At 67.8% G+C, this 23,623-nt stretch carries 23 protein-coding genes; 16 read left to right on the top strand and 7 right to left on the bottom strand.

Translation table 11 applies throughout. The features are described 5' to 3' along the window. Positions 1–34: 34 nt before the first annotated feature. From VVD47_RS10650 to VVD47_RS10620, 7 genes are all read left to right on the top strand, one after another. Complete coding sequence (locus VVD47_RS10650) at positions 35–346, top strand: (2Fe-2S) ferredoxin domain-containing protein (RefSeq protein ID WP_327603441.1); 312 nt, start codon at positions 35–37, stop codon at positions 344–346. Continuing rightward, a complete protein-coding gene (locus tag VVD47_RS10645; protein ID WP_327603440.1) occupies positions 343–1,008 on the top strand; it encodes an alpha/beta hydrolase in 666 nt (221 codons plus the stop codon). Before VVD47_RS10650 ends, VVD47_RS10645 begins: the two co-directional genes overlap by 4 nt. After that, positions 1,005–1,613, top strand: a complete 609-nt coding sequence (locus VVD47_RS10640) for a glutathione S-transferase (protein ID WP_327603439.1) — start codon at positions 1,005–1,007, stop codon at positions 1,611–1,613. The genes VVD47_RS10645 and VVD47_RS10640 overlap by 4 nt, the downstream gene beginning before the upstream one ends. A 13-nt stretch (positions 1,614–1,626) precedes the next feature. Beyond that, complete coding sequence (locus VVD47_RS10635) at positions 1,627–2,145, top strand: DUF2059 domain-containing protein (RefSeq protein ID WP_327603438.1); 519 nt, start codon at positions 1,627–1,629, stop codon at positions 2,143–2,145. Positions 2,146–2,148: 3 nt separating this feature from the next. Beyond that, positions 2,149–3,078: an ATP-binding cassette domain-containing protein gene (locus tag VVD47_RS10630; protein WP_327603437.1), complete on the top strand. Its 930-nt coding sequence runs from the start codon at positions 2,149–2,151 to the stop codon at positions 3,076–3,078. 201 nt (positions 3,079–3,279) lie between these two features. After that, complete coding sequence (locus VVD47_RS10625; protein WP_327603436.1) at positions 3,280–3,561, top strand: SelT/SelW/SelH family protein; 282 nt, start codon at positions 3,280–3,282, stop codon at positions 3,559–3,561. 684 nt (positions 3,562–4,245) lie between these two features. Next, complete coding sequence (locus VVD47_RS10620) at positions 4,246–4,620, top strand: hypothetical protein (protein ID WP_327603435.1); 375 nt, start codon at positions 4,246–4,248, stop codon at positions 4,618–4,620. A 462-nt stretch (positions 4,621–5,082) separates the two neighbouring features. Here VVD47_RS10620 and VVD47_RS10615 read toward each other — a convergent pair whose 3' ends face one another. Genes VVD47_RS10615 through VVD47_RS10595 form a run of 5 tightly spaced genes read right to left on the bottom strand, consistent with a single transcriptional unit; the run spans position 5,083 to position 8,187 of the window. Then, on the bottom strand, positions 5,083–6,024 hold the full coding sequence (locus tag VVD47_RS10615; protein ID WP_327604639.1) for a Nudix family hydrolase: 942 nt from the start codon (positions 6,022–6,024) through the stop codon (positions 5,083–5,085). Next, complete coding sequence (locus VVD47_RS10610; RefSeq protein ID WP_327603434.1) at positions 6,021–6,746, bottom strand: M15 family metallopeptidase; 726 nt, start codon at positions 6,744–6,746, stop codon at positions 6,021–6,023. The genes VVD47_RS10615 and VVD47_RS10610 overlap by 4 nt, the downstream gene beginning before the upstream one ends. After that, complete coding sequence (locus tag VVD47_RS10605) at positions 6,739–7,176, bottom strand: GNAT family N-acetyltransferase (RefSeq protein WP_327603433.1); 438 nt, start codon at positions 7,174–7,176, stop codon at positions 6,739–6,741. Before VVD47_RS10605 ends, VVD47_RS10610 begins: the two co-directional genes overlap by 8 nt. Beyond that, positions 7,173–8,042 carry an ATP-binding protein gene (locus tag VVD47_RS10600; RefSeq protein WP_327603432.1) on the bottom strand — a complete coding sequence of 290 codons (870 nt, stop codon included), beginning with the start codon at positions 8,040–8,042 and terminating at the stop codon, positions 7,173–7,175. Before VVD47_RS10600 ends, VVD47_RS10605 begins: the two co-directional genes overlap by 4 nt. Continuing rightward, on the bottom strand, positions 8,029–8,187 hold the full coding sequence (locus VVD47_RS10595; RefSeq protein WP_327603431.1) for a hypothetical protein: 159 nt from the start codon (positions 8,185–8,187) through the stop codon (positions 8,029–8,031). The genes VVD47_RS10600 and VVD47_RS10595 overlap by 14 nt, the downstream gene beginning before the upstream one ends. Before the next feature lie 184 nt (positions 8,188–8,371). Between VVD47_RS10595 and mltA the strand changes: the two genes are divergently transcribed. From mltA to VVD47_RS10580, 3 genes are all read left to right on the top strand, one after another. Then, positions 8,372–9,646, top strand: a complete 1,275-nt coding sequence (gene mltA, locus VVD47_RS10590) for a murein transglycosylase A (protein WP_327603430.1) — start codon at positions 8,372–8,374, stop codon at positions 9,644–9,646. A gap of 261 nt (positions 9,647–9,907) precedes the next feature. Beyond that, positions 9,908–10,780, top strand: a complete 873-nt coding sequence (locus VVD47_RS10585) for a substrate-binding periplasmic protein (RefSeq protein ID WP_327603429.1) — start codon at positions 9,908–9,910, stop codon at positions 10,778–10,780. A gap of 84 nt (positions 10,781–10,864) precedes the next feature. Beyond that, complete coding sequence (locus VVD47_RS10580; protein ID WP_327603428.1) at positions 10,865–12,415, top strand: methyl-accepting chemotaxis protein; 1,551 nt, start codon at positions 10,865–10,867, stop codon at positions 12,413–12,415. A gap of 84 nt (positions 12,416–12,499) precedes the next feature. On the opposite strand, the gene mutY is transcribed toward VVD47_RS10580, so the two are convergent. After that, positions 12,500–13,567 (bottom strand): A/G-specific adenine glycosylase, encoded by a 1,068-nt coding sequence (gene mutY, locus VVD47_RS10575; protein WP_327603427.1) that lies wholly within the window; start codon positions 13,565–13,567, stop codon positions 12,500–12,502. 168 nt (positions 13,568–13,735) lie between these two features. Between mutY and VVD47_RS10570 the strand changes: the two genes are divergently transcribed. From VVD47_RS10570 to VVD47_RS10555, 4 genes are all read left to right on the top strand, one after another. Then, a complete protein-coding gene (locus VVD47_RS10570) occupies positions 13,736–14,263 on the top strand; it encodes a flavin reductase family protein (RefSeq protein WP_327603426.1) in 528 nt (175 codons plus the stop codon). Between the two features lie 66 nt (positions 14,264–14,329). Then, positions 14,330–15,868, top strand: a complete 1,539-nt coding sequence (lnt, locus tag VVD47_RS10565; RefSeq protein WP_327603425.1) for an apolipoprotein N-acyltransferase — start codon at positions 14,330–14,332, stop codon at positions 15,866–15,868. Between the two features lie 140 nt (positions 15,869–16,008). Further along, positions 16,009–17,805: a DUF1800 domain-containing protein gene (locus VVD47_RS10560; protein ID WP_327603424.1), complete on the top strand. Its 1,797-nt coding sequence runs from the start codon at positions 16,009–16,011 to the stop codon at positions 17,803–17,805. Positions 17,806–17,815: 10 nt separating this feature from the next. Next, the gene (locus VVD47_RS10555) at positions 17,816–19,288 is read left to right on the top strand and encodes a DUF1501 domain-containing protein (protein ID WP_327603423.1); all 1,473 of its coding nucleotides are present in this window, start codon (positions 17,816–17,818) and stop codon (positions 19,286–19,288) included. Positions 19,289–19,357: 69 nt separating this feature from the next. Here the strand turns inward: VVD47_RS10555 and VVD47_RS10550 are convergent, their stop codons facing one another. Then, complete coding sequence (locus VVD47_RS10550; protein WP_327603422.1) at positions 19,358–20,269, bottom strand: hypothetical protein; 912 nt, start codon at positions 20,267–20,269, stop codon at positions 19,358–19,360. A gap of 181 nt (positions 20,270–20,450) precedes the next feature. On the opposite strand from VVD47_RS10550, the gene glyQ reads away from it, so the two are divergent. After that, a complete protein-coding gene (gene glyQ / locus VVD47_RS10545) occupies positions 20,451–21,428 on the top strand; it encodes a glycine--tRNA ligase subunit alpha (protein WP_327603421.1) in 978 nt (325 codons plus the stop codon). Between the two features lie 2 nt (positions 21,429–21,430). Continuing rightward, positions 21,431–23,554, top strand: coding sequence for a glycine--tRNA ligase subunit beta (gene glyS / locus VVD47_RS10540; RefSeq protein WP_327603420.1), 2,124 nt, complete (start codon positions 21,431–21,433; stop codon positions 23,552–23,554). Positions 23,555–23,623 lie beyond the last annotated feature (69 nt).

Genomic DNA, 23,623 nt, shown 5'->3' with positions numbered 1-23,623 from the left:
CCTTTGCGGTCATTCCATGAAACCCGGAGCAGTCATGAGTTCCTACTTCAAGCACCACGTCTTCTTCTGCTGCAACCAGCGCCCGGAGGGCGAGGCCTGCTGCAACAACCAGGGTGGCTCGAAGATGCAGGCCTACGCCAAGGACCGCATCGGCAAGCTGGGCCTGAAGGGCAAGGGCAAGGTGCGCGTCAACAAGGCCGGCTGCCTGGACCGCTGTGACGACGGCCCGGTGCTGGTCGTGTATCCCGACAACGTCTGGTACACCTTCGTCGATGAAAGCGACATCGACGAGATCATCAGCGAGCACCTGCAGAACGGCCGCGTCGTGGAGCGCCTGAAACTATGAGCGCGGTGAACAACGAGCAGGCCCTGGTCGACGGCCCGGCAGGTGCCATCGACGTGCTGGTGGACGCGCCGGAGTCGCCGCGCGGCATCGCGCTGGTGGCGCACCCCCACCCCTTGTTCGGCGGCGCCAACACCAACAAGGTGGCGCACACGCTGGCGCGCACGCTGCGCGACCTCGGCTACGCGGCCATCCGTCCCAACTTCCGCGGCGTCGGCAAGACCGCCGGCACCCATGACAACGGCAAGGGCGAGACGGAAGACATGCTGGCGGTACTGGCCTGGGGGCAGCAGCGCTTCGGCTTCACCGCCAGTGACCCGGTGATCATCGCCGGCTTCTCCTTCGGCGCCTACGTGCAGGCCCGCGTGGCGCATCAGCTGGCGGATGCCGGCACGCCCGCCGAGCGCCTGGTGCTGGTCGGCACCGCCGCCGGCCACGTGGAGGGCGCGCGCCAGTACGACACGGCAGCCGTGGGCAAGGACGCCATCGTCATCCACGGCTCGAAGGACGAGACCGTCGCGCTGGACAACGTGCTGGCCTGGGCCGAGCCGCTGGAGCTGCCGGTCATCGTGGTGCCGGGGGCGGACCATTTCTTCCACGGCCGCCTGCACATACTCCGCGACATCATCACGCAACGCTTCAACTTCAGCGAGGCCACAGCATGAAGCTCATCGGCTCCACCACCAGTCCCTACGTGCGCAAGGTGCGCATCCTGCTCGAAGAGAAGGGCCTGGCCTACGAGTTCGTCGCCGAACAGCCCTGGGAACCCACGACCCACGTGCCCGACTACAACCCGCTGGGCAAGGTGCCGGCGCTGGTCGCCGACGACGGCCGCATCTGGTTCGATTCCACCGTGGTTGCCGAGTACATCGAGACGCTGGGCGCCGCGCCCGCCTTCCTGCCCGCCGACCCGCTGGCGCGCGTGGAAGTGCGCCAGCTCGCGGTGCTCGCCGATGGCATCGTCGATGCCGGCGTGGCCTGGCGGGTGGACGCCCAGCGGCCCGAGGAGCGCCAGGATGCGAAATGGATCGCCCGCCAGCGTGGCAAGGCGGAGCGTGGCCTGGACAAGCTTGAGCAACTCGCGACAGGGCAGGAGTGGCTGCATCGCAGCGGCTACGGCCTGGCCGACGTGGCCGCCGTGTGTGCGCTGGGCTTCCTGGACTTCCGCCATCCCTCGCTGGACTGGCGCGCCAGCCGGCCGCAGTTGACCGCCTATGCCGAACGGATCGTCCGGCGCCCGGCGTTCGCCGCCACCATTCCCTTTGCCTGAACAAGGAGCTTTCATGCGTAACCGCATCCTGGGCGGCCTCATCGCGCTCTCCTGCCTCGCTGCCCTGCCGGCGCACGCCGACGAACTGACCGAGGCCAAGCGCGCCGACGTCATGCGCCTGCTCAAGTCGTCCGGCTCCGTCAGCATGGTGGACGGCATGCTCGGCGCCATGATGCCGCTGCTGCAACAGCAATGCGCCAAGTGCACCGCCGAGCAGAAGGCCATCCTGCAGCGCGAGGTGACCGCCGTCTTCCGCGAGAACGTGGATACGCCGGACGGCTTCCTGTCGCGCATGGTGCCGGTGTATGCGGCGCGCTTCAGCCACGCCGAGATCCGCCAGCTGCTCGCCTTCTACGAGTCGCCCATCGGCCGCAAGCTGGTCGGCGAGATGCCCGGGATGATGAAGGAAGGTGGCGAGGCCGGTCGTGCCTGGGGCCAGTCGCTGGAGCCGAAGCTGCGCACCCGCCTGCAGGCGGCCATGCCCCAGCCGCCCGCCGCGCAACCGCCCGCGACGCAGCCGGCGCCGAAGTAGGCCATGCCGCTGCGGATCGACGGCCTGCGCAAGTCCTACGGCGACAACGAGGTGGTCGCCGGCCTCAGCCTGACGCTGGAACGGGGCGAGTGCTTCGCCCTGCTCGGCCCCAACGGCGCCGGCAAGACCACCACCATCCGCTGCGTGCTGGGCCACACCGCACCGGATGCCGGCGACATCCAGCTTTGCGGCATGCCGGTGCCCGGTCGCGCACGCGAGGCGCGCATGCGCGTCGGCGTCGTGCCGCAAAGCGACGGCCTCGACCCCGACTTCACCGTGGCCGAGAACCTCGTCGTCTTCGGCCGCTACTTCGGCCTCAAGGACGCCGAGGTGTGGGCCAGGGTGCCGGAACTGCTCGCCTTCGCCGGCCTGGAGGCCAAGCGCGACGCCAAGGTGCCCACCCTGTCCGGCGGCATGAAGCGCCGCCTCGCCATGGCCCGTGCACTCGTTGCGGACCCGGAGTTGCTGGTGATGGACGAACCCACCACCGGCCTCGACCCGCAAGCCCGCCATCTCATCTGGGACCGCCTCAAGGCGCAGATCGCCGCCGGCCGCACGGTGTTCCTCACCACCCACTTCATGGACGAGGCCGAACGCCTGGCGCATCGCATCGCCGTGATGGACCGCGGCCGCATCATCGCCATGGGCACGCCGCGTGACCTCATCGCCGAGCACATCGAACCGCACGTGGTGGAAGTCTTCGGCGACTGGGCCGGCCACGACGGCGGCGCCACCGCCTGGGCCGCCGCGCATGCCGGCACATATGCGAAACGTTTCGAGGTCAGCGGCGAAACCGCCTTCTGCTACCTCGACGACCCGAACGCCCTGCTGGCACACCTGTCCGCGCAAGGCGGCCTGCGCTACCTGCACCGCCCCGCGAACCTGGAAGACCTGTTCCTCAAGCTGACCGGGCGGGAGCTGCGGGACGGTTGAGCACAGCCGTTGGCTGAGCTTCGGTCCCTGAGCTTGTCGAAGGGTCGAAGCCAACCTGCCGCAAGAGGGCAGGGCCTTCGGCACTTGAGCATTTGGAAGGGCTGAAGCCAACTATTAGCGAGCTGCCCGCCCTTCGACGAGCTCAGGGCACGAAGTTGCGAGAAGCGGACGCAACTGGACAACGCCCACGGAGCCAACGTCATGAGTCATCGCGTCGAAATCCACTACTGCACCCAATGCCGCTGGCTGCTCCGCGCCGCCTGGATGGCGCAGGAACTGCTGACCACCTTCGATCAGGAAATCGCCGAACTGACCCTGCGGCCCGGCACGGGCGGCGTGTTCGAAGTGTGGGCGGATGGCGAACTGGTGTGGTCGCGCAAGGACAAAGGGCGCTTTCCGGAGATCACCGAGCTGAAGCAGCGGGTGAGGGATGTGGTGGCGCCGGAGCGCAGCCTGGGGCATGCGGACAGGAAAGGGGAGTAGAGCGGGGAGTAGAGAGCGCCGCCGTCTTGCGGCCCTTGCCGGCTGCAGGTGTGTGCTGCGACGAACTACCACCAGACTCCCGTCATTCCCGCGTAGTGGGTTTCGCAGGCATTCCGGCGAATGCCGGAAGCTCGCAAAGCGGGAATCCAGTGACGTTGGTTTTGTCTTTGTCCTACCGGCTCGCGCCGTACGTGCGGTGACTAGTCGCTACGCCAAGCCGGGACTCGCCCCGGCGGGCGAGGTACTTTCTTTGTGCGGACAAAGAAAGTACCCAAAGAAAGCCGCCCCGCTTCCGCCGCCACGCTACGCGTGGTCCCCTGCGCTGCGCACCATGTCGAGCGGCTGCGGAACTCGCGCTGCGCGCTCAGACAGTCCTCGCCGTCGCGCTACGCGCGATCCCTCGTCACGGCTGTGCTGCTCGGCGGCTGCAGAGGGGGGGAGGGGGCGTGCTGAATTGCTGCGCTTTGCCTCTATGGGTGGCGTCATGTAAAGCATGCAGACGGTATGCTGCGGCCTTGTCTGCGAAGTGAGGTTTTTGTCGATTGTGTTAGTGGGTATTGAACGGAGGCGGACTAGCCAGAAACCCTTGTGTGACAAGCCTTTCCGGATGCTGGCAGGCGCCATGTTAGGGAGCACGCGCCGATGTTAGGCAGCAAAGCTGCTCCCTAAAACAAGTTAGATGCCATGCCGACTAAACCATCAAAAATTTCAAGCCTTCTAGTCACTGCCTACGTTGCTGTTGTTGGGGGCGGCACATTGCTGCATTTCGTTAACACGGGCGACGTTTACACCCTCACGTACAGCTTCACTCGTCCCGCAACGATCATCGCTGTGTTCGTTGGAGTTCTTGTCGCTTTTGGCCTATGGCGAAGTTACGCTTGGGCATGGTGGTTGGGTTTGGTTGCAGCGGCTCTGCAACTCTATCGTTTTGGCCCTTGGTTCGCGGAGCGTTTGGCTGATGGTCAAGTTCCAACTGGCTCTTGGCTCATTGCCTTTTTGCTTTTGGCCTTTTCTGTGCTGCATTTAACAAAATCGGTTCGTAAATCGTGCTCTCGTTAACTGCATCTAACCTTTCGGTCAACCGGACCTGCCTTCGGCAGTCCGGTTACCTCCAACGTTGAGGCACGCCGGATCAAGTCTGCACGGCCCCAATCCCCTCTGCAGCCGCCGAGCAGCACAGCCGTGACGAGGGATCGCGCGCAGCGCGACGGCGAGGACTGTCTGAGCGAAGCGAGTTCCGCAGCCGCTCGTCATGGCGAGCAGCGCAGGGGACCGTGCGAAGCGTGGCGGCGGAAGCGGGGCGCGTTCTCTGCATACTCTCTGCCGCGCAGCAGAGAGTATGTCGCCCGCCGGGGCGAATTCCCGGCGCTGCGTAACGATGAACCACCGCACGCACGGCGGGAGCTGGTAGAACACGAACAACAAGGCAAAACAAACGACACTGGATTCCTGCCTTCGCAGGAATGACGAGAGTTTCGTGGTCGCTTGCTGTGCCGAGCAGGGACGACGGCAAGCCGCGGTTCAGCCGCCCCACACACTCCTGATCGCCGCCACCCCATGCGCCCCCGCCGCGCGCGCCGCGGCGTCATCGGCCGGTGACAGGCCGCCAATCGCAAACACCGGCATCGGCAATTCCCGCGTCATCGCACTGAACGCGTCCCAACCCAACGGCTGTGCATCCGGGTGCGTCACCGTCGCGGCCACCGGCCCCAGCACTGCGTAGTCCAGCCCCAGCGCGGCGACGCGCTCCAGTTCCTCGCGCGCGTGGCAGGACGCGCCCACCCATTCGAAGTCCGGACGCGCATCCAGTGCAGCCAGTCGATGCGAGGGCAGATGCACGCCGTTGGCACCGATCTGCTCCGCAAGCACCAGATCCTCATTCACCACCAGCGAGGCGCCGGCTGCCTTACAGCGCGACTGCACCTGTTGTGCGAAGGCGGGGCGTTGCCCGGCGGGCAGGTCGCGTTCGCGTAGTTGCACCAGGCGCAGGCCGCGCGATAGCGCTGCGTCCAGTTCTTGCAGTTGCGCGTCGATGCCCACGGCATGTGCCTGCGTCACGCCCATCAGGCGCGGTAGCGACAAGCCCTTGAGGATGGGGCCGTTGGCGGGGAGCATGGGGGAGACGTCGAGCTTGCCGGGCTGCGTCCACACCAGCTTGCTGTGCACGTGGTCAGCGATGTCGCCACTCCAGTGCGGGATCTCGAAGAAGTGCAGGCGTACGTGGGCGTGTTCGTAGTGGTGCTCGCGCATCAGCCAGGGCCAGGCGGCGTGCACGGTGATGCCGAGTTCTTCCTGTAGTTCGCGCACCACGGCGTCGCGAGCCGTCTCGCCTGGCTCCACCTTGCCGCCGGGGAATTCCCAGTAGCCTTCGTAGATGGCGCCGGGGGCGCGCTGGCCGAGCAGGAAGCTGCCGTCGGGGCGGGTGATGACGGCAGCGGCGACTTCGACTTTCTTGACCATCAGGCGAATCCGGTGGGGGCGATCTGGGTGAGTTGCGCGGGCGCGTCGGCCACCAGGCAGACCTGGCGGGTGTAGATGGCGGGCAGTGCGGCGCGCACGGTGGCGAGGCCCAGCACGCTGTCGTCCAGCGCGGCGTCGAGTACCGCGACGCTCATCGCGGAGAGCGCCGGCACGGAGACGGGGGCGAAGCTGAGGTGCCAGGGCTCGGCGTGGATGCCGCCGCGCTCCGCATCGTAGGGGCGGAAGAAGCCGTAGCGCGACATGTTGGCGTCCAGCCATTGGGTGAGCGTGGCGAACACGCCGCCGGGCTCGTATTCGTCCGGCATCAGGCGAAGCTTGTAGTCCGGCGGCAGGGCCGCGCGGTCGTACACGTCGAACTCGCTGCCCCAGTGGTGGCGGCTGGCGCCGGGCAGGGCGGACCATTCGAGGATGGCAGCGACCAGCGCGGGCTCGTCGAGGCTGGCGTGGTCCAGCACGCTGCCGTCGGCGGCGTACAGCACCCGCTCGCCGCGGAACTTGCGGTTCCAGATGGCGATCTGCCCGTCGAAGTCGCGGAAGGCGCTGGCGACGGTGAGGTCGATGCCGGACTTCGCGGCTTCCGCGCGCATGGCGAGGAAGGCGGTGGCGGCGACCGGGTGCGCAGTGAAGCCGGGCGGGTCGAAGCGCTGCACGTGGGTGCTGGCGCGGCCGGTGAGTTGATTCGCGGAAAGCTGCAGCTCAGACATTGCTGCCGCCCCCGGAAATGAAGGACAGGCGCTGGATGTCGCTGCGTACCTGCCAGCCCATCGCCTGCCAGAACTGCAAGGCCGGTTCGTTGCCGGTCAGCACGTCGATGTGGCTCTTGTGGATGCCCAGCGTGGCGAGCTGCGCGGTGCAGCGTTCCACCAGTTGCCGGCCGATGCCGCGACCGCGGTGCGACTCCGCCACCAGCAGGTGCTGCAGGTAACCGCGCCGGCCGTCGTGCCCGGCCATGATGCCGCCGACGATGCGGCCGTCATCCTCGGCGACGAAGCTCAGGCCGGGGTTGCGGTCGAGGTAGCTTGCGACGGCATCGAAGCCATCGGCGTCCCGCACGGAGACGCCGGGCGTGGATTGCCACAACGCGAGAAGCGCGGGGTGGTCGGTGATACGCATCGGGCGGACCAGGGTGTTCACGCGTTGCCCAGCCGTCCCGCGCAATCCCGCGCGAACTGCCAGGCCACGCGGCCGCTGCGCGAACCGCGCATCAGCGACCATTGCAGCGCTTCCTGCCGCAGCGTCTCCCAGTCGTTCAGCGCAACGCCGAATTCGCGCAGCCAGTGCTGCACGATGCTGAGGTACTCGTCCTGGCTGAAGGGGTAAAAGCTGACCCACAGGCCGAAGCGTTCGGACAGGCTGATCTTTTCTTCCACCACTTCGGCGGGGTGGATCTCGTCGCCGACGTACTTGGTGCGGGCGTTCTCGTCGAAGTACTCCGGCAGCAAGTGGCGGCGGTTGCTGGTGGCGTAGATCAGCACGTTGTCCGGCACCGCGGCGAAGGAGCCGTCGAGGACGCTTTTCAGCGCCTTGTAGCCGGGCTCGCCTTCGTCGAAGGAGAGGTCGTCGCAGAAGATGATGAAGCGCTCGCTGCGCGTGGTGACCAGATCCACGATGTGCGTGAGGTCGATGAGATCGCTCTTGTCCACCTCGATGACGCGCAGCCCCTGTGGCGCGTATTCCGTCAGCATGGCGCGCACCAGCGAGCTCTTGCCGGTGCCGCGGGCGCCGGTCAGCAGCACGTTGTTGGCGCGGCGGCCTTCGATGAACTGGCGGGTGTTGGCGTCGATGCGCGCCTTCTGCGCGTCCACGTCCTGCAGGTCGGCGGGGCGGATGCCCTGCAGCTTGTGGATGGGCTCCAGCCAGCCGCGGCCGTTGCGGGTGCGCCAGCGGTGGGCGTGGGCCTTCCAGTCGGGCTCCGGCGGGGCCGGCGGCAGGGTGGCTTCGAAACGCGCCAGCACGTGTTCGGCGCGGGCGATCAGGCGGTCGAGATCAGCGGGGCTCATCGTTGGATCCGGGGGTGTTGGCCGTGGGGGTGACGTCGGGTTTGCTGGCGGGCGCGGCAGGCGGTTGCTTGCGCGGCTTGCTGGCCCAGACGATGGCGAACAGCAGGGTGAGCGCGACGAGGGCTTCGAGGAGCAGGATCCACATGGGGCAGGGAGGGCTTGAAGCGAAGAGGGCCAGTATACTTTCGCGCTTCTGCCCGCGCGCGTCGCATCGGTGCCGCGGGTTCGCCGCACCGGGGCAGGAACTCTTGCCGGCCGGTGGCATCCCATCCAGCCACGATCCACTCACGGGTTCGCCCAGGTACCGCTCGCCGATGATCCGTCTGCCGATGAAGTCTCCGTCCGCCTCGCCTGCCCTGTCCGCTTTCTGTGCCGTCTCCGTGCTCGCCCTGCTGGCAGGTTGCGCGGGTACGCCGACGCAGCCTGCCGCACCGGTGGCCGGCCCCGCCACGCCGGTGCAGTGCCCGCCGGTCGCGCCTGCGCCGGTGTGCCCGGAGCCACGCACGCCGGACGCGAAGCCGGAGCCGCCGCCCGCCGTGCCGGCCTTCCAGGCGGCGGACTGGAGCGCGCTGCCGGAGTGGCAGCGGGACGACCTGGCGCAGGCCTGGGGCGGGTTGCTGGCCTCGTGCCGCGCGATCCGCGAGCCGGCGATGCGCGAGGCCTGGAGCGTGGCCTGCGAGGCGGCGCGTGCGCTGGGCGACAAGCCGCTGAGCGCCAACATCCGCGCCTTCATGGAGACGCACCTGCAGCCCTGGCAGATCGTCAATGCCGATGGCACGCAGGAAGGGCTGGTCACCGGCTATTACGAGCCGCTGATCCGCGCCAGCCGCTGGAAGAGCGCGCGCTTCACCACGCCGGTGTATGGCGTGCCGGACGACATGCTCAACCTGGACCTCGCCGCGGTGTATCCGGAAACCAAGGGCCTGCGCCTGCGTGGCCGCGTGGAGGGCCGCAAGGTGCTGCCGTACTGGTCGCGCGAGCAGATCGAGGCGCAGGGCGAACGCTTCCAGGCCAAGGTGCTGGCCTGGGCGGAGGACCCGGTGGAGCTCTTCTTCCTGCAGGTGCAGGGCTCGGGCCAGGCGGAGTTCTCCGACGGCAGCCGGGTGCGCCTGGCCTATGCCGACCAGAACGGCCACCCGTACATCTCCATCGGCCGCTACCTGATCAACAAGGGCGAGATGAAGCTGGAGCAGGCCAGCATGCAGGGCCTCAAGAACTGGGTGAAAGCCAACCCCTCGCGCCTGTCCGAACTGCTCAACGCCAACCCCAGCTACGTGTTCTTCCGCGAGGAGGCGGCCGGCAGCGAAGGGCCCAAGGGCTCGCTGGGCGTGCCGCTCGCGGCAGGCCGTGCGATCGCGGTGGACCCGCGCACCGTGCCGCTGGGCGCACCGGTGTTCATCAGCTTCCCGAAGCCCGAAGGCGGCCAGATGAACCGGCTGGTGATGGCGCAGGACACCGGTGGTGCCATCCGTGGCCGCGTGCGGGCGGACTTCTTCTGGGGCTTCGGTGCGGAGGCGGGCGCACAGGCCGGCCGCATGCGCCAGCAGGGCCGCATGTGGTTGCTGTGGCCGCGTGCCGCGGTGCCGCCGCCGGCCAATCCCTGAGCGACCCGGGGCCGCCCTGAGCCCCGGGATGACGGGCGGGCCGGACGCCGGCCCGTCGCAACGGCCTGCCTGGCAAGGCCGGCCGCCTGCGGCCACAAGCGTTCTGTTGTTTGTGGCAAGTTGTTATTTTCATAGGGAAAAACCCTAAAGAGCGGGGTCGGACAACCGTTACCGGCAGACGAAGTCAATCGTTTGCCAGGTGGTGTCCCCATGCGTCGTCCCTTGTCGTGCCTTGCGCGGGCGCTCGTCCCGCTGCTTGCCTTGCCCGTCTTCATTGCGCCTGCCAGCGCCGAGGACATCAAGCTCATCTACAACAAGAACGAGGCCAAGCACTTCGTGCACATGCTGCAGGAGGCGCTGGAGCACACCAAGGAAATGGGCGCCTACGAACTGGCCGAGACGCCCAGCCCCATGGCCGCCCCGCGCGCCATCAGCGCCATCGTCGACAACACCGGCGAGCTGCATGTCATCACCCGCGGCTCCAACATCGAGGACGAAAAGAAGCTGCTGCCCGTCCGCATCCCGCTGGACCGCGGCCTGCTGGGCTGGCGCCTGATGCTGGTGCGCAAGCAGGACCTGCCGAAGTTCGCCGCCGTGAACTCGCTGGAAGACCTGCAGCGCCTGAAGGTTGGTCAGGGCTCGCAGTGGCCGGACACCAAGATCCTGCGCCAGGCGGGTTTCAACGTAGTGGGCGGCAACTACTCGCCGGGCCTGATGCGCATGCTCAACGAAGAGCGCTTCGACATGTTCGCCCGCGCCCCGTGGGAGGCTGCGCCCAGCCTGAAGACCGCCGAGGACATGCCGGACCTGGTGCTGGAGCCCAGCCTGGTGCTGGTGTATCCGCTGCCGCGCTACTTCATGGTCAGCCAGACCGGCAACGGCCCGGCGCTGGCCAAGCGCATCGAGACCGGCCTGCGCCGCATGATGGCCGACGGCACCTTCGACGCGCTGTTCGAGAAGTACTTCGGCAGCTTCGTGGAGAGCACCCAGCTCAAGTCGCGCAAGGTCATCCGCATGGACAACGCCACCCTGCCGCCCGAGACCCCGCTGAACGAGCCGGGCCTGTGGTTCGACCCGACCGGTACGCCCGCCCCCGCCAAGGCGGCCCCGGTCAAGACCGCTGCCAGGTCCTGATCCCGAGTTTTCATTTCCGGACGCCGGCCATGTACCGGATGTCCTGTTTCCCCCGTTGCGTTGCCCACGCCGGAGAGCCCTGCCATGAACCAGACCCTGCGCTTCAATCCGAACGCCATCAGCTTCCGACTCAACCTGCTGTTCCTCGTCATCGTGACCGCCGTGCTGGCGATCTCCGGCGGCCTCAACTACCTCAAGCTCAAGAGTGACCTGGAGCGCGGCCTGAAGGAGGACCTGGACGCCGCCACCGTGCGCCTGCAGAGCAACCTGTCGCAGCCGCTGTGGACCTTCGACACGCCGACCATGGCGAACATCCTGAAGGCCGAGCTGGCGAGCGCCAACGTGGATGCAATCGGCATCAAGACGCCGAAGGGCTGGACGCTGGTGGTCGGGCGCGACAAGGATGGCAAGCCGGACGAGCTGAAGGACGCCAAGGAGGTGCCGGCCGGCGGGCTCAACCACACCGGCCAGATCAGCTTCAAGGACGGCGACGCCGACCGCGTCATCGGCGACTTCAACGTCGGCTACAACCGCACCGCGGTGGATGCCGAACTGAGCGGCTCCATCGGCCGCCTGCTGGCGCAGATCGTCATCGTCGACATCATCATCGTGATGGCGCTGGTCATCGCCCTGCGTGTCGTCGTCACCCGCCCCCTGCTGCACATCCGCGACGCGCTGCGCAGCATCGCCGAAGGCGACGCCGACCTGACCCGTCGCCTGGATGCGCGTGGCAAGAACGAGTTCGCCGAGGTGGCGCACTGGTTCAACACCTTCGTGGCCCGCATCCAGACCGTGATCGTCGACGTCGGCCAGGGTGTGCGCGAACAACTGGACGCCGCCCGTTCGCTCACCGCCGTGGCCGAACAGGTGGACCACGCCTCGCGTAGCCAGGCCGAGGCGGTGGAAGCCACCGCGTCCACCATCGAGGAAATGTCGGTCAGCGTGAGCCACATCGCCGACACCACCAACGGCGTCGAGCGCGAAACCCAGCGTGCCGCCAGCGCGGCCCGCACCGGTGCTGCGACGGCGGATGACGCCGCCCAGGGCATCCGCCAGATCGCCGAGACGGTGACCCGCGTGAGCGAAACCGTGTCCGTGCTGGCCAAGCGCTCGGAAGAAATCGGCAGCATCGTGAACGTCATCAAGGAAATCGCCGACCAGACCAACCTGCTGGCCCTCAACGCGGCCATCGAAGCGGCGCGCGCCGGTGAGCAGGGCCGTGGCTTCGCGGTGGTGGCCGACGAGGTGCGCAAGCTGGCCGAGCGCACCACCTCCGCCACGCAGGAGATCTACGAGAAGATCGCCGCCGTGCAGCACGACACCGCGCAGGCGGTGGTGGGCATGGACGAAGCGCATGGCAAGGTGGAAGAAGGTGTGCGCAGCACCCAGGCCGTCACCGAGGCGCTGCGCAGCATCGAGTCACAGGCGGCGAGCACGGCAGACAACATCGCCACCATCGCCTCGGCGGCGACCGAGCAGAGCGCCGCCAGCCAGGACATCGCCCGCAACATGGAGCGCATCTCCAGCGCCAGCCAGGAGAACCTGACGGTGGCGGAGACGACCAGCCGCCTGTCCGACGAACTGGCGACCATCGCCACGCGACTGGACGGCGCGGTGCGCAAGTTCACCGTGTGATCGGGTCCGGGGCCCGGCTGAACATCCGGACGGCATGAAAAAGGGTGCGCCGAGGCGCACCCTTTTTCGTTCACCGCCAGGCGTTCATTCCTGTGTTTCGAGCAGGGCCGGCACGTCCGCCAGCAGGCGCCGGATCGGCGCCGGCAGGCCCAGGCTCGGCAGGGTGTCGGCATCTGCCCAGTACAGGTTGTCGTCACTGGCCATGCGGGGCAGCGTCGGCAGTTCGACCAGCCAGGGCGTCAGGGTCAGCGTGAAGTGGGTGAAGCTGTGGCGCACCGGCGGCAGCGCCTCGGCCTCGGTGGCCGTGATGCCGAAGCGGCGCTGTGCGCAGGCCAGCGGGCTCTCGCCTTCCTGGCATTCCGGCAGGCTGTAGAGGCCGCCCCAGATGCCGCTGGCCGGACGGCGCTCCATCAGCACGCGGCTTGCGTTGCCACGCCTGGCACGCAGCACCAGCACGTCCAGCGCGCGCTGGGGCACCGGCTTGCGCGGGCGGGCGGCGGGCAGTTCCGCCTGGCGGCCGGTTTCGCGCGCCACGCAATCGGCCGCCACCGGGCAGATCGCACAGGTGGGGCGGCTGCGGGTGCACAGCGTGGCGCCGAGATCCATCAGCGCCTGGGTGTAGGTGTCGATGCCCTCGGCCGGCAGCAGCGCCTCGGCCAGTGCCCACAAATGGGTTTCCACCGCGCGCTCGCCGGGGAAGCCGTCCACGCCGCGATGGCGGCACAGCACGCGCTTGACGTTGCCATCGAGGATGGCGGCGCGCTCGCCGAAGCAGAAGCTGGCGATCGCCGCCGCCGTGCTGCGGCCGATGCCGGGCAGCTCCACCAGCCCGGCTGCCGTCTGCGGAAACCGGCCGCCATGCTCCGCCATGACGATCTGCGCGGCCTTGTGCAGGTTGCGGGCGCGGGCGTAGTAACCGAGGCCGCTCCACTGTGCCAGCACCGCGTCCTGCGGCGCGGCAGCCAGGCTGGCGATGTCCGGAAAGTGCTGCAGGAAGCGGTTGTAGTACGGAATGACGGTGTCGACCTGGGTCTGCTGCAGCATGATCTCCGACAGCCACACCCGGTACGGGTCGCGGGTCTGCTGCCAGGGAAGGTCGTGGCGACCGTGCTGGCGTTGCCAGGAAACGAGGGTGTCGGCGAACTTGCTCATGTAACGCGAGTGACGCGATGTGGGGCGGGCGTGGTGGCGCGCTCGAACTGAAACCCGCCTCGACGGAAGCGGGGCGCGCACGGATAATGCCGCTTTTCCCCGATTCCGGGGACATCGCCGATACCGTGCGGCGTACCTGCCCGCCGCACCGGCCAAGCCCCCGACACCGTGACCGCCTCCACCTTCATTCCCGAAGATCCCCGCGACCCGCTGGCCTTCCGCCGCTGCCTCGGCCAGTTCGCCACCGGCATCACCGTGGTGACGACGCAGCTTGCCGACGGCACCCTCGTGGGCATGACCATCAATTCCTTCAACTCGGTGTCGCTGGAGCCGCCGCTGGTGGTGTGGAGCCTGTCGCTGCACCTGGCCCAGCGCCCGCTGCTGGAAGCCTGCGAGTACTACGCCATCAACGTGCTGGCCGCCGACCAGGAGGCCGTGTCGCGGCGCTTCGCCAGCAAGCAGCCGGACCGCTTTGCCGGTGTCGAGTGGACGCCGGGCCTCGGTGGGGCGCCGCTGCTGCCGGGCTGCGCGGCGAGCTTCGAGGTGCGCAACGCCATCCGCCATGCCGGCGGCGACCACCTCGTGTTCATCGGCGAGGTGGAGCGCTGCAGCCGCAGCGACCGCGAGCCGCTGCTGTACTACGGCGGCCGCTATCGCCAGCTGGCCCCCCTGGTGATCGTCGATGCGCAGAACTGACGGCACCGGCGCTGGCTGAGCCACCCGCTGCATCGGCGTGTCATCCGTCCCGTCCATACTTTTCGCATGTCCTCCGTTCTTCCGATTGCCGGCCGCCTGAGCCGGTTCTGGCCCCGTAGCGAGAAAGGCCGGCTGCTGCTGGCACTCGGCAGCGGCGTGGCGATGGTGTTCGCCTACGCACCCTTCGGCCAGAGCTGGCTGGCACCGCTGGGCTGGCTGGTGCTGTGGGGCCTGTGCGATGGCAGCAGCACGGCGCGCCGCGCCGCTGCCGCCGGTTTCGCATGGGGCCTGGGTTTCTTTGCGGCGGGCCTGGGCTGGATGTACGTCGCCCTCAACGTCTATGGCGGCATGGCGCCGCCGCTGGCCGCGCTGTCCATCCTGCTGCTGTGCGCCTACCTTTCGCTGTTCACCGCGCTGGCCGGGTGGCTGATGCTGCGCCTGCGCAGCGGCCGGCCGGTGTGGGATGCGGCGCTCGCCGCCGCTGCCTACATGCTGGGCGAGTGGTTGCGCGGCAACCTGTTCACCGGGCTTCCCTGGCTGATGATCGGCTACACCCAGGCGCCCCCCAGCCCGCTGGCCGGCTGGGCGCCGGTACTCGGCGTGTATGGCGTCAGCATGCTGCTGGTGTTCGTGGTGGCGCTGGTCGGGCAGACCCTGCGCGGCCGCCTGCGCTGGCCGCTGGCCGCCGCCGCGGTGGTCACCGTGCTGGCGGGCGGCGTCGTCCTGCGCGGCGTGGCCTGGACCCAGCCGGAAGGCGCCCCGCTCAAGGTTGCCCTGCTGCAGACCAACATCCCGCAGGACCAGAAGTGGGACATGGCCCGCGTGCAGGACTGGCTGGCACTCAACGCCGACATGGTGCGCCAGCACGCGCGCAGCCTGGTGGTGCTGCCGGAAACCACCTTGCCGATGTTCGACGAGCAGTTGCCCGCCGGCTACCTCGATCACCTGGGCGCGCTGGCGCGTGCGGCGGGGGGCGACGTGGTGCTCGGCATCTTTACCCGCGACGAGCAGGGGCGCGTGTTCAACAGCGCGATCTCGCGCGGTTCGAGCCCGGCGCAGCACTACGGCAAGAACCACCTCGTGCCCTTCGGCGAATTCCAGCCGCCGGGTTTCCGCTGGTTCTTCTCGCTGGCGAAGATCCCGATGGCGGACCAGAGCCGTGGCGGCGCAACCCAGCCTCCGCTGCAGCTGGGCGACCAGCGCATCGCGATGAACATTTGCTACGAGGACGTCTTCGGCGAGGAGCTGCTGCACGCGTTGCCGGAGGCGACGCTGATGCTCAACATCTCCAACCTGGCCTGGTACGGCAACAGCCACGCCCAGCCGCAGCATCTGCAGATCGCCCAGTGGCGCGCGCTGGAAACCGGCCGGCCGATGCTGCGCGCCACCAACACCGGCATGACCGCACTGGTGGCGCCGGACGGCAGCGTCAGCGCCGTGTTGCCCGCCTTCACGCGCGGCGCGCTGGAGGTGGAAGTGCAGGGCCATCGCGGCCTGACCCCCTACGCCTTGTGGGGCAACACCCCCTTCCTGGCCATGGTTGCCTGCATCCTCGTTGCAGCAGTGACCATACGGCGCCGTTCATCCTTGCGGCAGGCCCGCTGAGGCATCGGCGCTGGCCTCTGGTCCAATGGTCCAGCGGCGTTCCGCGCAACTCCTAAACTCCCAGAACCGATAAATACGTGGTGCCTCTCCGGCACCCGCGTCGGACACATACGAACAGGGCGGACGAGGGGGAGGCGGGCATGTGGTTCAGGAACCTTGCGGCAGCGGGGCTGATGTCCTTGCTGGCGGCATGCGGCGGCGGTGGTGGAGGCAGCGGAACCAGCAGCAGCAATGACGGCACGGCCGCGCCCCAGGCGCCGCCGCCGCCCAACTGCACCTACGTTGCCGGCGCCGAGCCGGCCATCAACGACAACGGCAGCCATCCGACGGCGCAGGAAGCCGCGCGCTTCCTCGCACAGGCCAGCTTCGGCCCGCGCGAGGCCTCCATCAATGCCCTGACCCAGAGCAGCTATGCCTCCTGGTTGAACCACCAGTTCGCGCTGCAGCCCAGCGCGCACCTCACCTGCGTGGACATGGAGCTGGCGCGCGCCGCGGCGGCGGGCCAGGGCGGTAACCAGGACTTCTTCTTCCAGAGCTGGTGGGGGCAGGCCGTCACCGGTCCCGACCAGTTGCGCCAGCGCGTGGCCTTCGCCCTGTCGCAGATCTTCGTGGTGTCCTTCGAGGGCAACCTCTCCGACAAGTACCGCTCGGTCGCGTCCTACTACGACATGCTGGGCCGCAACGCCTTCGGCAACTACCGCCAGTTGCTGGAGGGCGTGTCGCTGCACCCGGCGATGGGCATGTACCTGTCCCACCTGCGCAACCAGAAGGAAGACCCGGCCCGGGGCCGCGTGCCGGACGAGAACTACGCCCGCGAGGTGATGCAGCTGTTCTCCATCGGCCTCTACGAGCTGAACACCGACGGCACCGTCAAGATGAGTGGCGGCCGGCCGATCGAGACCTACACCAACGACGACGTGTCAGGGCTCGCCAGGGTGTTCACCGGCTACAGCTGGGCCGGCCCGGACAACAGCAACGCACGCTTCACCGAGAACAACAGCGCGCGCGATCCCGATCGCCACGTGCTGCCGATGCAGGGCTATCCGCAATACCACTCGATCTCGCAGAAGAGCTTCCTCGGCACGACGATTGCCGCGCAGGGCTCGGCCTCGGTGGCCAGCATGCAGAGCGACCTGAAGACCGCGCTGGACCGCCTGTACAACCATCCCAACGTCGGCCCGTTCATCGGCCGCCAGATGATCCAGCGGCTGGTGACCAGCAATCCGTCGGCGGCGTATGTCGGCCGCGTGGCGGCGGCTTTCAACACCGGCACCGCGCATGGCTTCGGCAACGGCGTGCGCGGCGACATGAAGGCGGTGATCGCCGCCGTGCTGCTCGACCCGGAGGCGCGCCCCGCGTCGCCTGCCGCCGGTGAGGGCAAGCTGCGTGAGCCGGTGCTGCGTCTGGCCAACTGGGCGCGGGCCTTCAACGCCGGCTCCGCGTCCGGCTCCTGGCGCATCGGCAACACCGACAGCGTGACCGGCAGCCTCGGCCAGACGCCGATGCGCTCGCCCTCCGTCTTCAATTACTACCGCCCCGGCTACCTGCCGCCCAACACCAACATGGGCACCGCCGGCCTGGTGGCCCCCGAGATGCAGATCACCCACGAGTCGTCGGTGGCGGGTTACCTGAATTTCATGCGCGACGTGGTGGACCGCGGCGTGGGCGCCACGGTGTCCAATGCCCGCGACGTGCGGCCTGACTACAGCGCGGAGATCGCCCTGGCCGGCAACAGCGACGCGCTGATCGACCGGGTGAACCTGCTGCTGATGCGCGGGGCGATGAAGCCTTCCACGCGCACCGCCATCAAGACCGCGGTGGATCCGATCGCCATCTCCACCACCAATGCGACCAATGCCGACACCGCGCGGCGCCAGCGGGTCTACATCGCGGTGTATCTCGCGATGGCCGCCCCTGAATACCTGACCCAGAAGTGAGCGCGACGACATGAGACAACCCACCCGTCAGACCCGCCGCGAATTCCTCAAGCGCCTGGGCGCACTGTCTTCGCTGGGCACCGCCGCACCGTTCGCGCTGAACCTCGCCGGCATCGGCGCGGCCAGCGCGCAGAGCGCCGACTACAAGGCCATCGTCTGCCTGTTCATGTTCGGCGGCAACGACCACTTCAACATGGTCATGCCCTACGACGTGGGGCCGCATGGCGAGTACCTCGCCGTGCGTGGCGGGCAGGATGCCGGCGGCATCGGCTACACGCGCGCGCAGCTGGGGGCGACCTCGTTCAATACGTTGACGCCGCAGGCCCACGGCACGCAGTTCGCCTTCTGCCCCAGCATGTCGGCCTTGAGCGGCCTGTACGCGCAGGGCCATGCCGCGGTGCTGGCCAACATCGGCCCGCTGATCGCGCCGACCAACCGCACCCAGTACCGCAACAACAGCGTGGCGCTGCCGCCCAAGCTGTTCTCGCACAACGACCAGCAATCGGTGTGGCAGGCCTATGCCTCGGAAGGCGTGCGCACCGGCTGGGGCGGCCGCATGGGCGACCTGCTGGCGAGCCAGAACGGCAACACCATCTTCACCGCCATCTCCGCCTCCGGCAATGCGGTTTTCCTGGCGGGCGACAGCATCTTCCAGTACCAGATCAGCAACTCCGGCGCGACCAGCATCGCCGCGCTGGCCTCGCGGCCGTACAGCATCCCGAGCAACACCGGCACGACCAGCCAGGACGCCCTGCGCAGCATCATCACCGACGCCAGCAGCACCAGCACGCTGCACCTGGAGCGCGATCACGTCGACGTCGTGAAGCGCTCCGTCAACGCAGCGGGCCTCGTGACCAATGCGCTCAACGCCAAGCCCGTCAGCAGCACCGGCATCGCCCTGCCGGCGGCGTCCACCAACAACCGGGTGGCCCAGCAGCTGCAGGCGGTGGCAAGGCTGATCAGCCCCGAGGCGCGCGCCTTCACCGGTGCGCGCCGGCAGGTGTTCTTCGTCAGCATCGGTGGTTTCGATACGCACGACAACGAAGTGATGGCGCTGCAGGACGATGCGGCCGCCGGTCGCCAAGGGCTGCACGGCCAGGTGTCGCGCGCCATCGAGTATTTCTACAACGCCACCGCGGCGATGGGCATGCAGAACAACGTCACGCTGTTCACCGCCTCCGACTTCGGCCGCACGCTGACCTCCAACGGCGACGGCACCGACCACGGCTGGGGGGCGCATCACTTCGTCGTCGGCGGCGCGGTGAAGGGCGGCGACATCTACGGCACCATGCCGCTGACCCGCTTGCACACCACGACGACGGCCAACGAGCAGGATTCCGGCTCGGGGCGACTGATCCCCACCACCTCGGTGGATCAGCTCGCCGCCACGCTGGCGACCTGGTTCGGCGTATCGAACACGGACCTGGTGGACGTGGCGCCCAACATCGGCAACTTCAACGCCAACCTCGGCTTCATGATCTGAGGCGCGCCACGAAGACAAAGGGCCGCGAAGCTTGCTTCGCGGCCCTTTGTCTTCGTGCGTGCAGAACGCTCAGGGTTTGCTTCTGGCGTTCAGCTCGGCGGACAGGTCGTCCCACCAGTACTTGTCGGAGAGCGGCGTCTCCGGGGACAGCTGGGTGTTGGTCAGGCGGAACACGCGACGGCCGGCGAGGCTCACGTCCTTCAGCACCAGGCGCTTGTAGTCCTGGTAGCGGCGCTCGAATTCGCCGCTCTTCTGCAGGCGTCGCAGGCCGTCCTCGATGCGCTCGGCCATCTTCTCGCCCTCGGCCGTGCGCGGCACGAAGAAGTAGCGGGGCAAGGGGTAATAGAGCATGAAGCTCCGGTCGATCACCAGGTTCGGCAAGGTGTCGCGGTGCGCCTTCCATTCCGCGTCGATCTCGATGGCGCCGCGCGAGAACAGGTCGAAGCGCTTCGCCGACAGCATCTGGAACAGGCCCTCGTAGTCGTCGGCGATCACCACCTTGAAACCGGCGTTCTGCAGGATCTTCACATCGGTCCAGGCCGAATTCTGGCCGATGGTGTATTGCTGCAGCTCCTCCAGGGTGCGCACCTTCTCCAGTTTCGCCGCCGTGTCCTGCGTGACCAGGAACAGGCGGGCGCCGAGCAGGCCCTTGTCCAGCGGCAGGCGGATCGGCCGCAGGCGGGTTTCGAGGTCGAGATTGGTGGCGCGCGCCACGATGTTCACGCGGCCCTTGCCGGTTTCCACCTCGGCGGCGGCGCGCTGGAAAGTCATCGGCGTCGCGTAGGGCTCCACCGCGAAATCGCCGTACTTGTCGCGATTGCTGGCCAATGCGGCTTCCAGCACCTGCCAGTAATACAGGTGGCGCTGGTCGTTGGCGGTTTCCGGCGGCGGATAGGTGAAACGCACGGCCGGACTGGTCTGGGCCAGGGCCCAGGATGAGGCGCACAACAGCAACAGCCCGAGGAGGATGCGGCGTGCCATGACCTAAACCTTTGTTATAGATGTGGGTGCTGGTTTGTAGCACACAAAGCCGGGCGTTTGCGCGGCTCTGCGGGTAGACCCGGGCGGCTTGTGGCAGCACACCGTGTCAGCCGCGCAACTCCCTGTAAAATGGCGCGTTTCGTGCCGCCCACCGGCCTTCGTCGACCTCGTACCACCCATCATGACGGACACCTCCCGTACCAATGCCGACGTCCCGAGCTTCCAGGACGTCATCCTGCGCCTGCAGCGCTACTGGGCCGCGCAAGGCTGCGCGCTGCTGCAGCCCTACGACATGGAAGTCGGCGCCGGCACCAGCCACACCGCCACCTTTCTGCGCGCCATCGGCCCGGAACCCTGGCGCGCCGCCTACGTGCAGCCCAGCCGCCGTCCCAAGGATGGCCGCTACGGCGAGAACCCCAACCGCATGCAGCACTACTACCAGTACCAGGTGGTGCTCAAGCCCGCGCCGGACAACATCCTGGAGCTGTACCTCGGCTCGCTCGAAGCCCTCGGTTTCGACCTGAAGAAGAACGACGTGCGCTTCGTCGAGGACGACTGGGAAAACCCCACGCTCGGCGCTTGGGGTCTCGGCTGGGAGGTATGGCTCAACGGCATGGAAGTCACGCAGTTCACCTACTTCCAGCAGGTCGGCGGCATCGACTGCAAGCCGATCACTGGCGAGATCACCTACGGCCTGGAACGCCTGGCCATGTACCTGCAGGGCGTCGAGAACGTCTTCGACCTGGTGTGGACGACCTGGGAAGAAAACGGTGCCACCCGTGTGCTGAAGTATGGTGACGTTTTCCACCAGAACGAGGTGGAGCAGTCCACCTACAACTTCGAGCACAGCAATGCGGAAGCGCTATTCCGTCACTTCAGTGACTACGAAGGCAGCGCGAAGCACCTGATGGAACAGCAGCTCGCGCTGCCGGCCTATGAACAGGTGCTGAAGGCCGCGCACACCTTCAACCTGCTGGACGCGCGTGGCGCCATCTCGGTGACCGAGCGCGCCGCCTACATCGGCCGCATCCGCAACCTCGCGCGCAGCGTCGCGCAGAGCTACCGCGACAGCCGCGCCCGCCTGGGCTTCCCGATGGCGCCGCGTGAATGGGCCGAGGAAGTGCTGGCCCAACTCGAAAAAGAAAAGAAGGCCGCGTGAGCATGAGCAACAAGAATCTCCTCGTCGAACTCTTCGTCGAAGAACTGCCGCCCAAGGCGCTGAAGAAGCTGGGCGAAGCCTTTTCCGGCGTATTGGCCGATAGCCTGCGCGCGCAGGGCCTGGCTACGGCTGAAGCCGCCGTGACTGCCTACGCCTCGCCGCGTCGCCTTGCCGTGCACGTCACTGGCGTGGCTGCGCAAGCGGCCGACAAAGCCGTGCAGCAGAAACTGATGCCGGTGGCCGTCGGCCTCGACGCCAGTGGCAATGCCACGCCGGCGCTGCTGAAGAAACTCGCCGCGCTGGGTGCGGATGCCAGCGTCGTGCCGGGCCTGAAGCGCCAGTCCGACGGCAAGGCCGACGTGCTGATGCTGGATTCCGTCGTCAAGGGTGCGACCCTCGCCGAAGGCCTGCAGAAGGCGCTGGACGAATCGCTCGCCAAACTGCCGATCCCCAAGGTGATGGGCTACCAGCTGCAGGACGGCTGGAGCACCGTCAACTTCGTGCGCCCCGCCCACAAGCTCATCGCCCTGCACGGCGCCGACGTCGTGCCCATCGCCACGCTGGGCCTCACTGCCGGTCGCGAGACCCTGGGCCATCGCTTCGAAGCGAAGACGCCGGTGGTGTCCGTGCGTGACGCCGACAGCTACGCCGCGCAACTGCGCGACGAGGGTGCGGTGATCGCCAGCTTCGCCGAACGTCGCGCCGACATCGTCGCGCAACTGCAGGCCGCTGCCGCGAAGGCCGGTCTCAAGCCGATCGACGACGAAGCCCTGCTGGACGAAGTGACCGCACTGGTCGAGCGCCCCAATGTGCTGACCGGCCAGTTCGAGGACGCCTTCCTCGCCGTGCCGCAGGAATGCCTCATCCTCACGATGAAGGCCAACCAGAAGTACTTCCCGCTGCTGGATGCAGCCGGGAAGCTCACCAGCAAGTTCCTGATCGTCTCCAACATCAGCCCGGCCGATGCCAGCGCGGTGGTGGGTGGCAACGAGCGCGTGGTGCGCCCGCGTCTGGCCGACGCCAAGTTCTTCTTCGACCAGGACCGCAAGAAGACGCTGCAGGACCGCGTCGGCGGCCTCGCCAAGGTGGTGTATCACAACAAGCTGGGCACCCAGGGCGAGCGTATCGAGCGCGTGAAATGGATCGCTGCCACGCTTGCGTATGAGCTGGGAATTGATGTTCCACGGGTAGTGGAAGCTGCGACATTGTCGAAAGCGGACCTTTTGACCGACATGGTCGGCGAGTTCCCGGAGTTGCAGGGCATCATGGGCGGCTACTATGCGCGGCACGATGGCCTCGGCGACGTGGTGGCCAACGCCATCGAAGACCACTACAAGCCGCGCTTCGCCGGTGACGAACTGCCGCGCAATGACGTCGGCGTGGTCGTCGCGCTGGCCGACAAGCTGGAGACCCTGGTCGGCCTGTTCGGCATCGGCCAGTTGCCTACCGGCGACAAGGACCCGTTCGCGCTCCGTCGTCACGCGCTGGGCGTGATTCGAATGCTTGTTGAGCGCGACTTGAAGATTGACCTTGCCCGGGCGCTCCAGGTCGGTGAAGAAGCGTGGCTAAGCGCTGATGGGCAGTTGGAAGTGCGTCCGCTCTTGGCGACAACGCAGGCTAACTTGGCCGATTTCATCTACGACCGCCTCGCCGGCAACCTGCGCGAGCAGGGTTACTCCGCGCAGGAAGTCGACGCCGTCGTGTCGCAGCGCCCGCAACGCCTGGGCGATGTCGCCAAGCGTCTCGCCGCCGTGCGTGCCTTCGCCGCGCTGCCGGAAGCCGCTGCGCTGGCCGCCGCCAACAAGCGCGTCGGCAACATCCTGAAGAAAGTGGAAGGCGCGTTGCCGACGACGGTGGACGCGAAACTCTTCAAGGAGCCCGCCGAGCAGGCGCTGGGCGAGGCGATCGCCGCCACCGCGCCGAAGGCCGATGCCGCCTTCGCCAGCGGCGACTACACCGCCTCGCTGCAGGCACTCGCCGCGCTGCGCGCGCCGGTGGATGCCTTCTTCGACGGCGTGATGGTCAACGCCGAAGACGCGGCGCTGCGCAACAACCGCCTCGCGCTGCTGGCCCGGTTGCACGCGGCGATGAACCGTGTGGCGGATCTGTCGAAGCTGTCTGCTTGAGGCGGGTGACACGTGAAAGGTGAAAAGTGAAACGGAAACCCCACGACGCCCCTGACCGGTACGGCGCGA

The sequence above is a fragment of the Uliginosibacterium sp. H1 genome (assembly GCF_036017065.1).
GTDB lineage: Bacteria > Pseudomonadota > Gammaproteobacteria > Burkholderiales > Rhodocyclaceae > Uliginosibacterium.
This window is presented reverse-complemented; position numbering and strand designations above follow the sequence as displayed.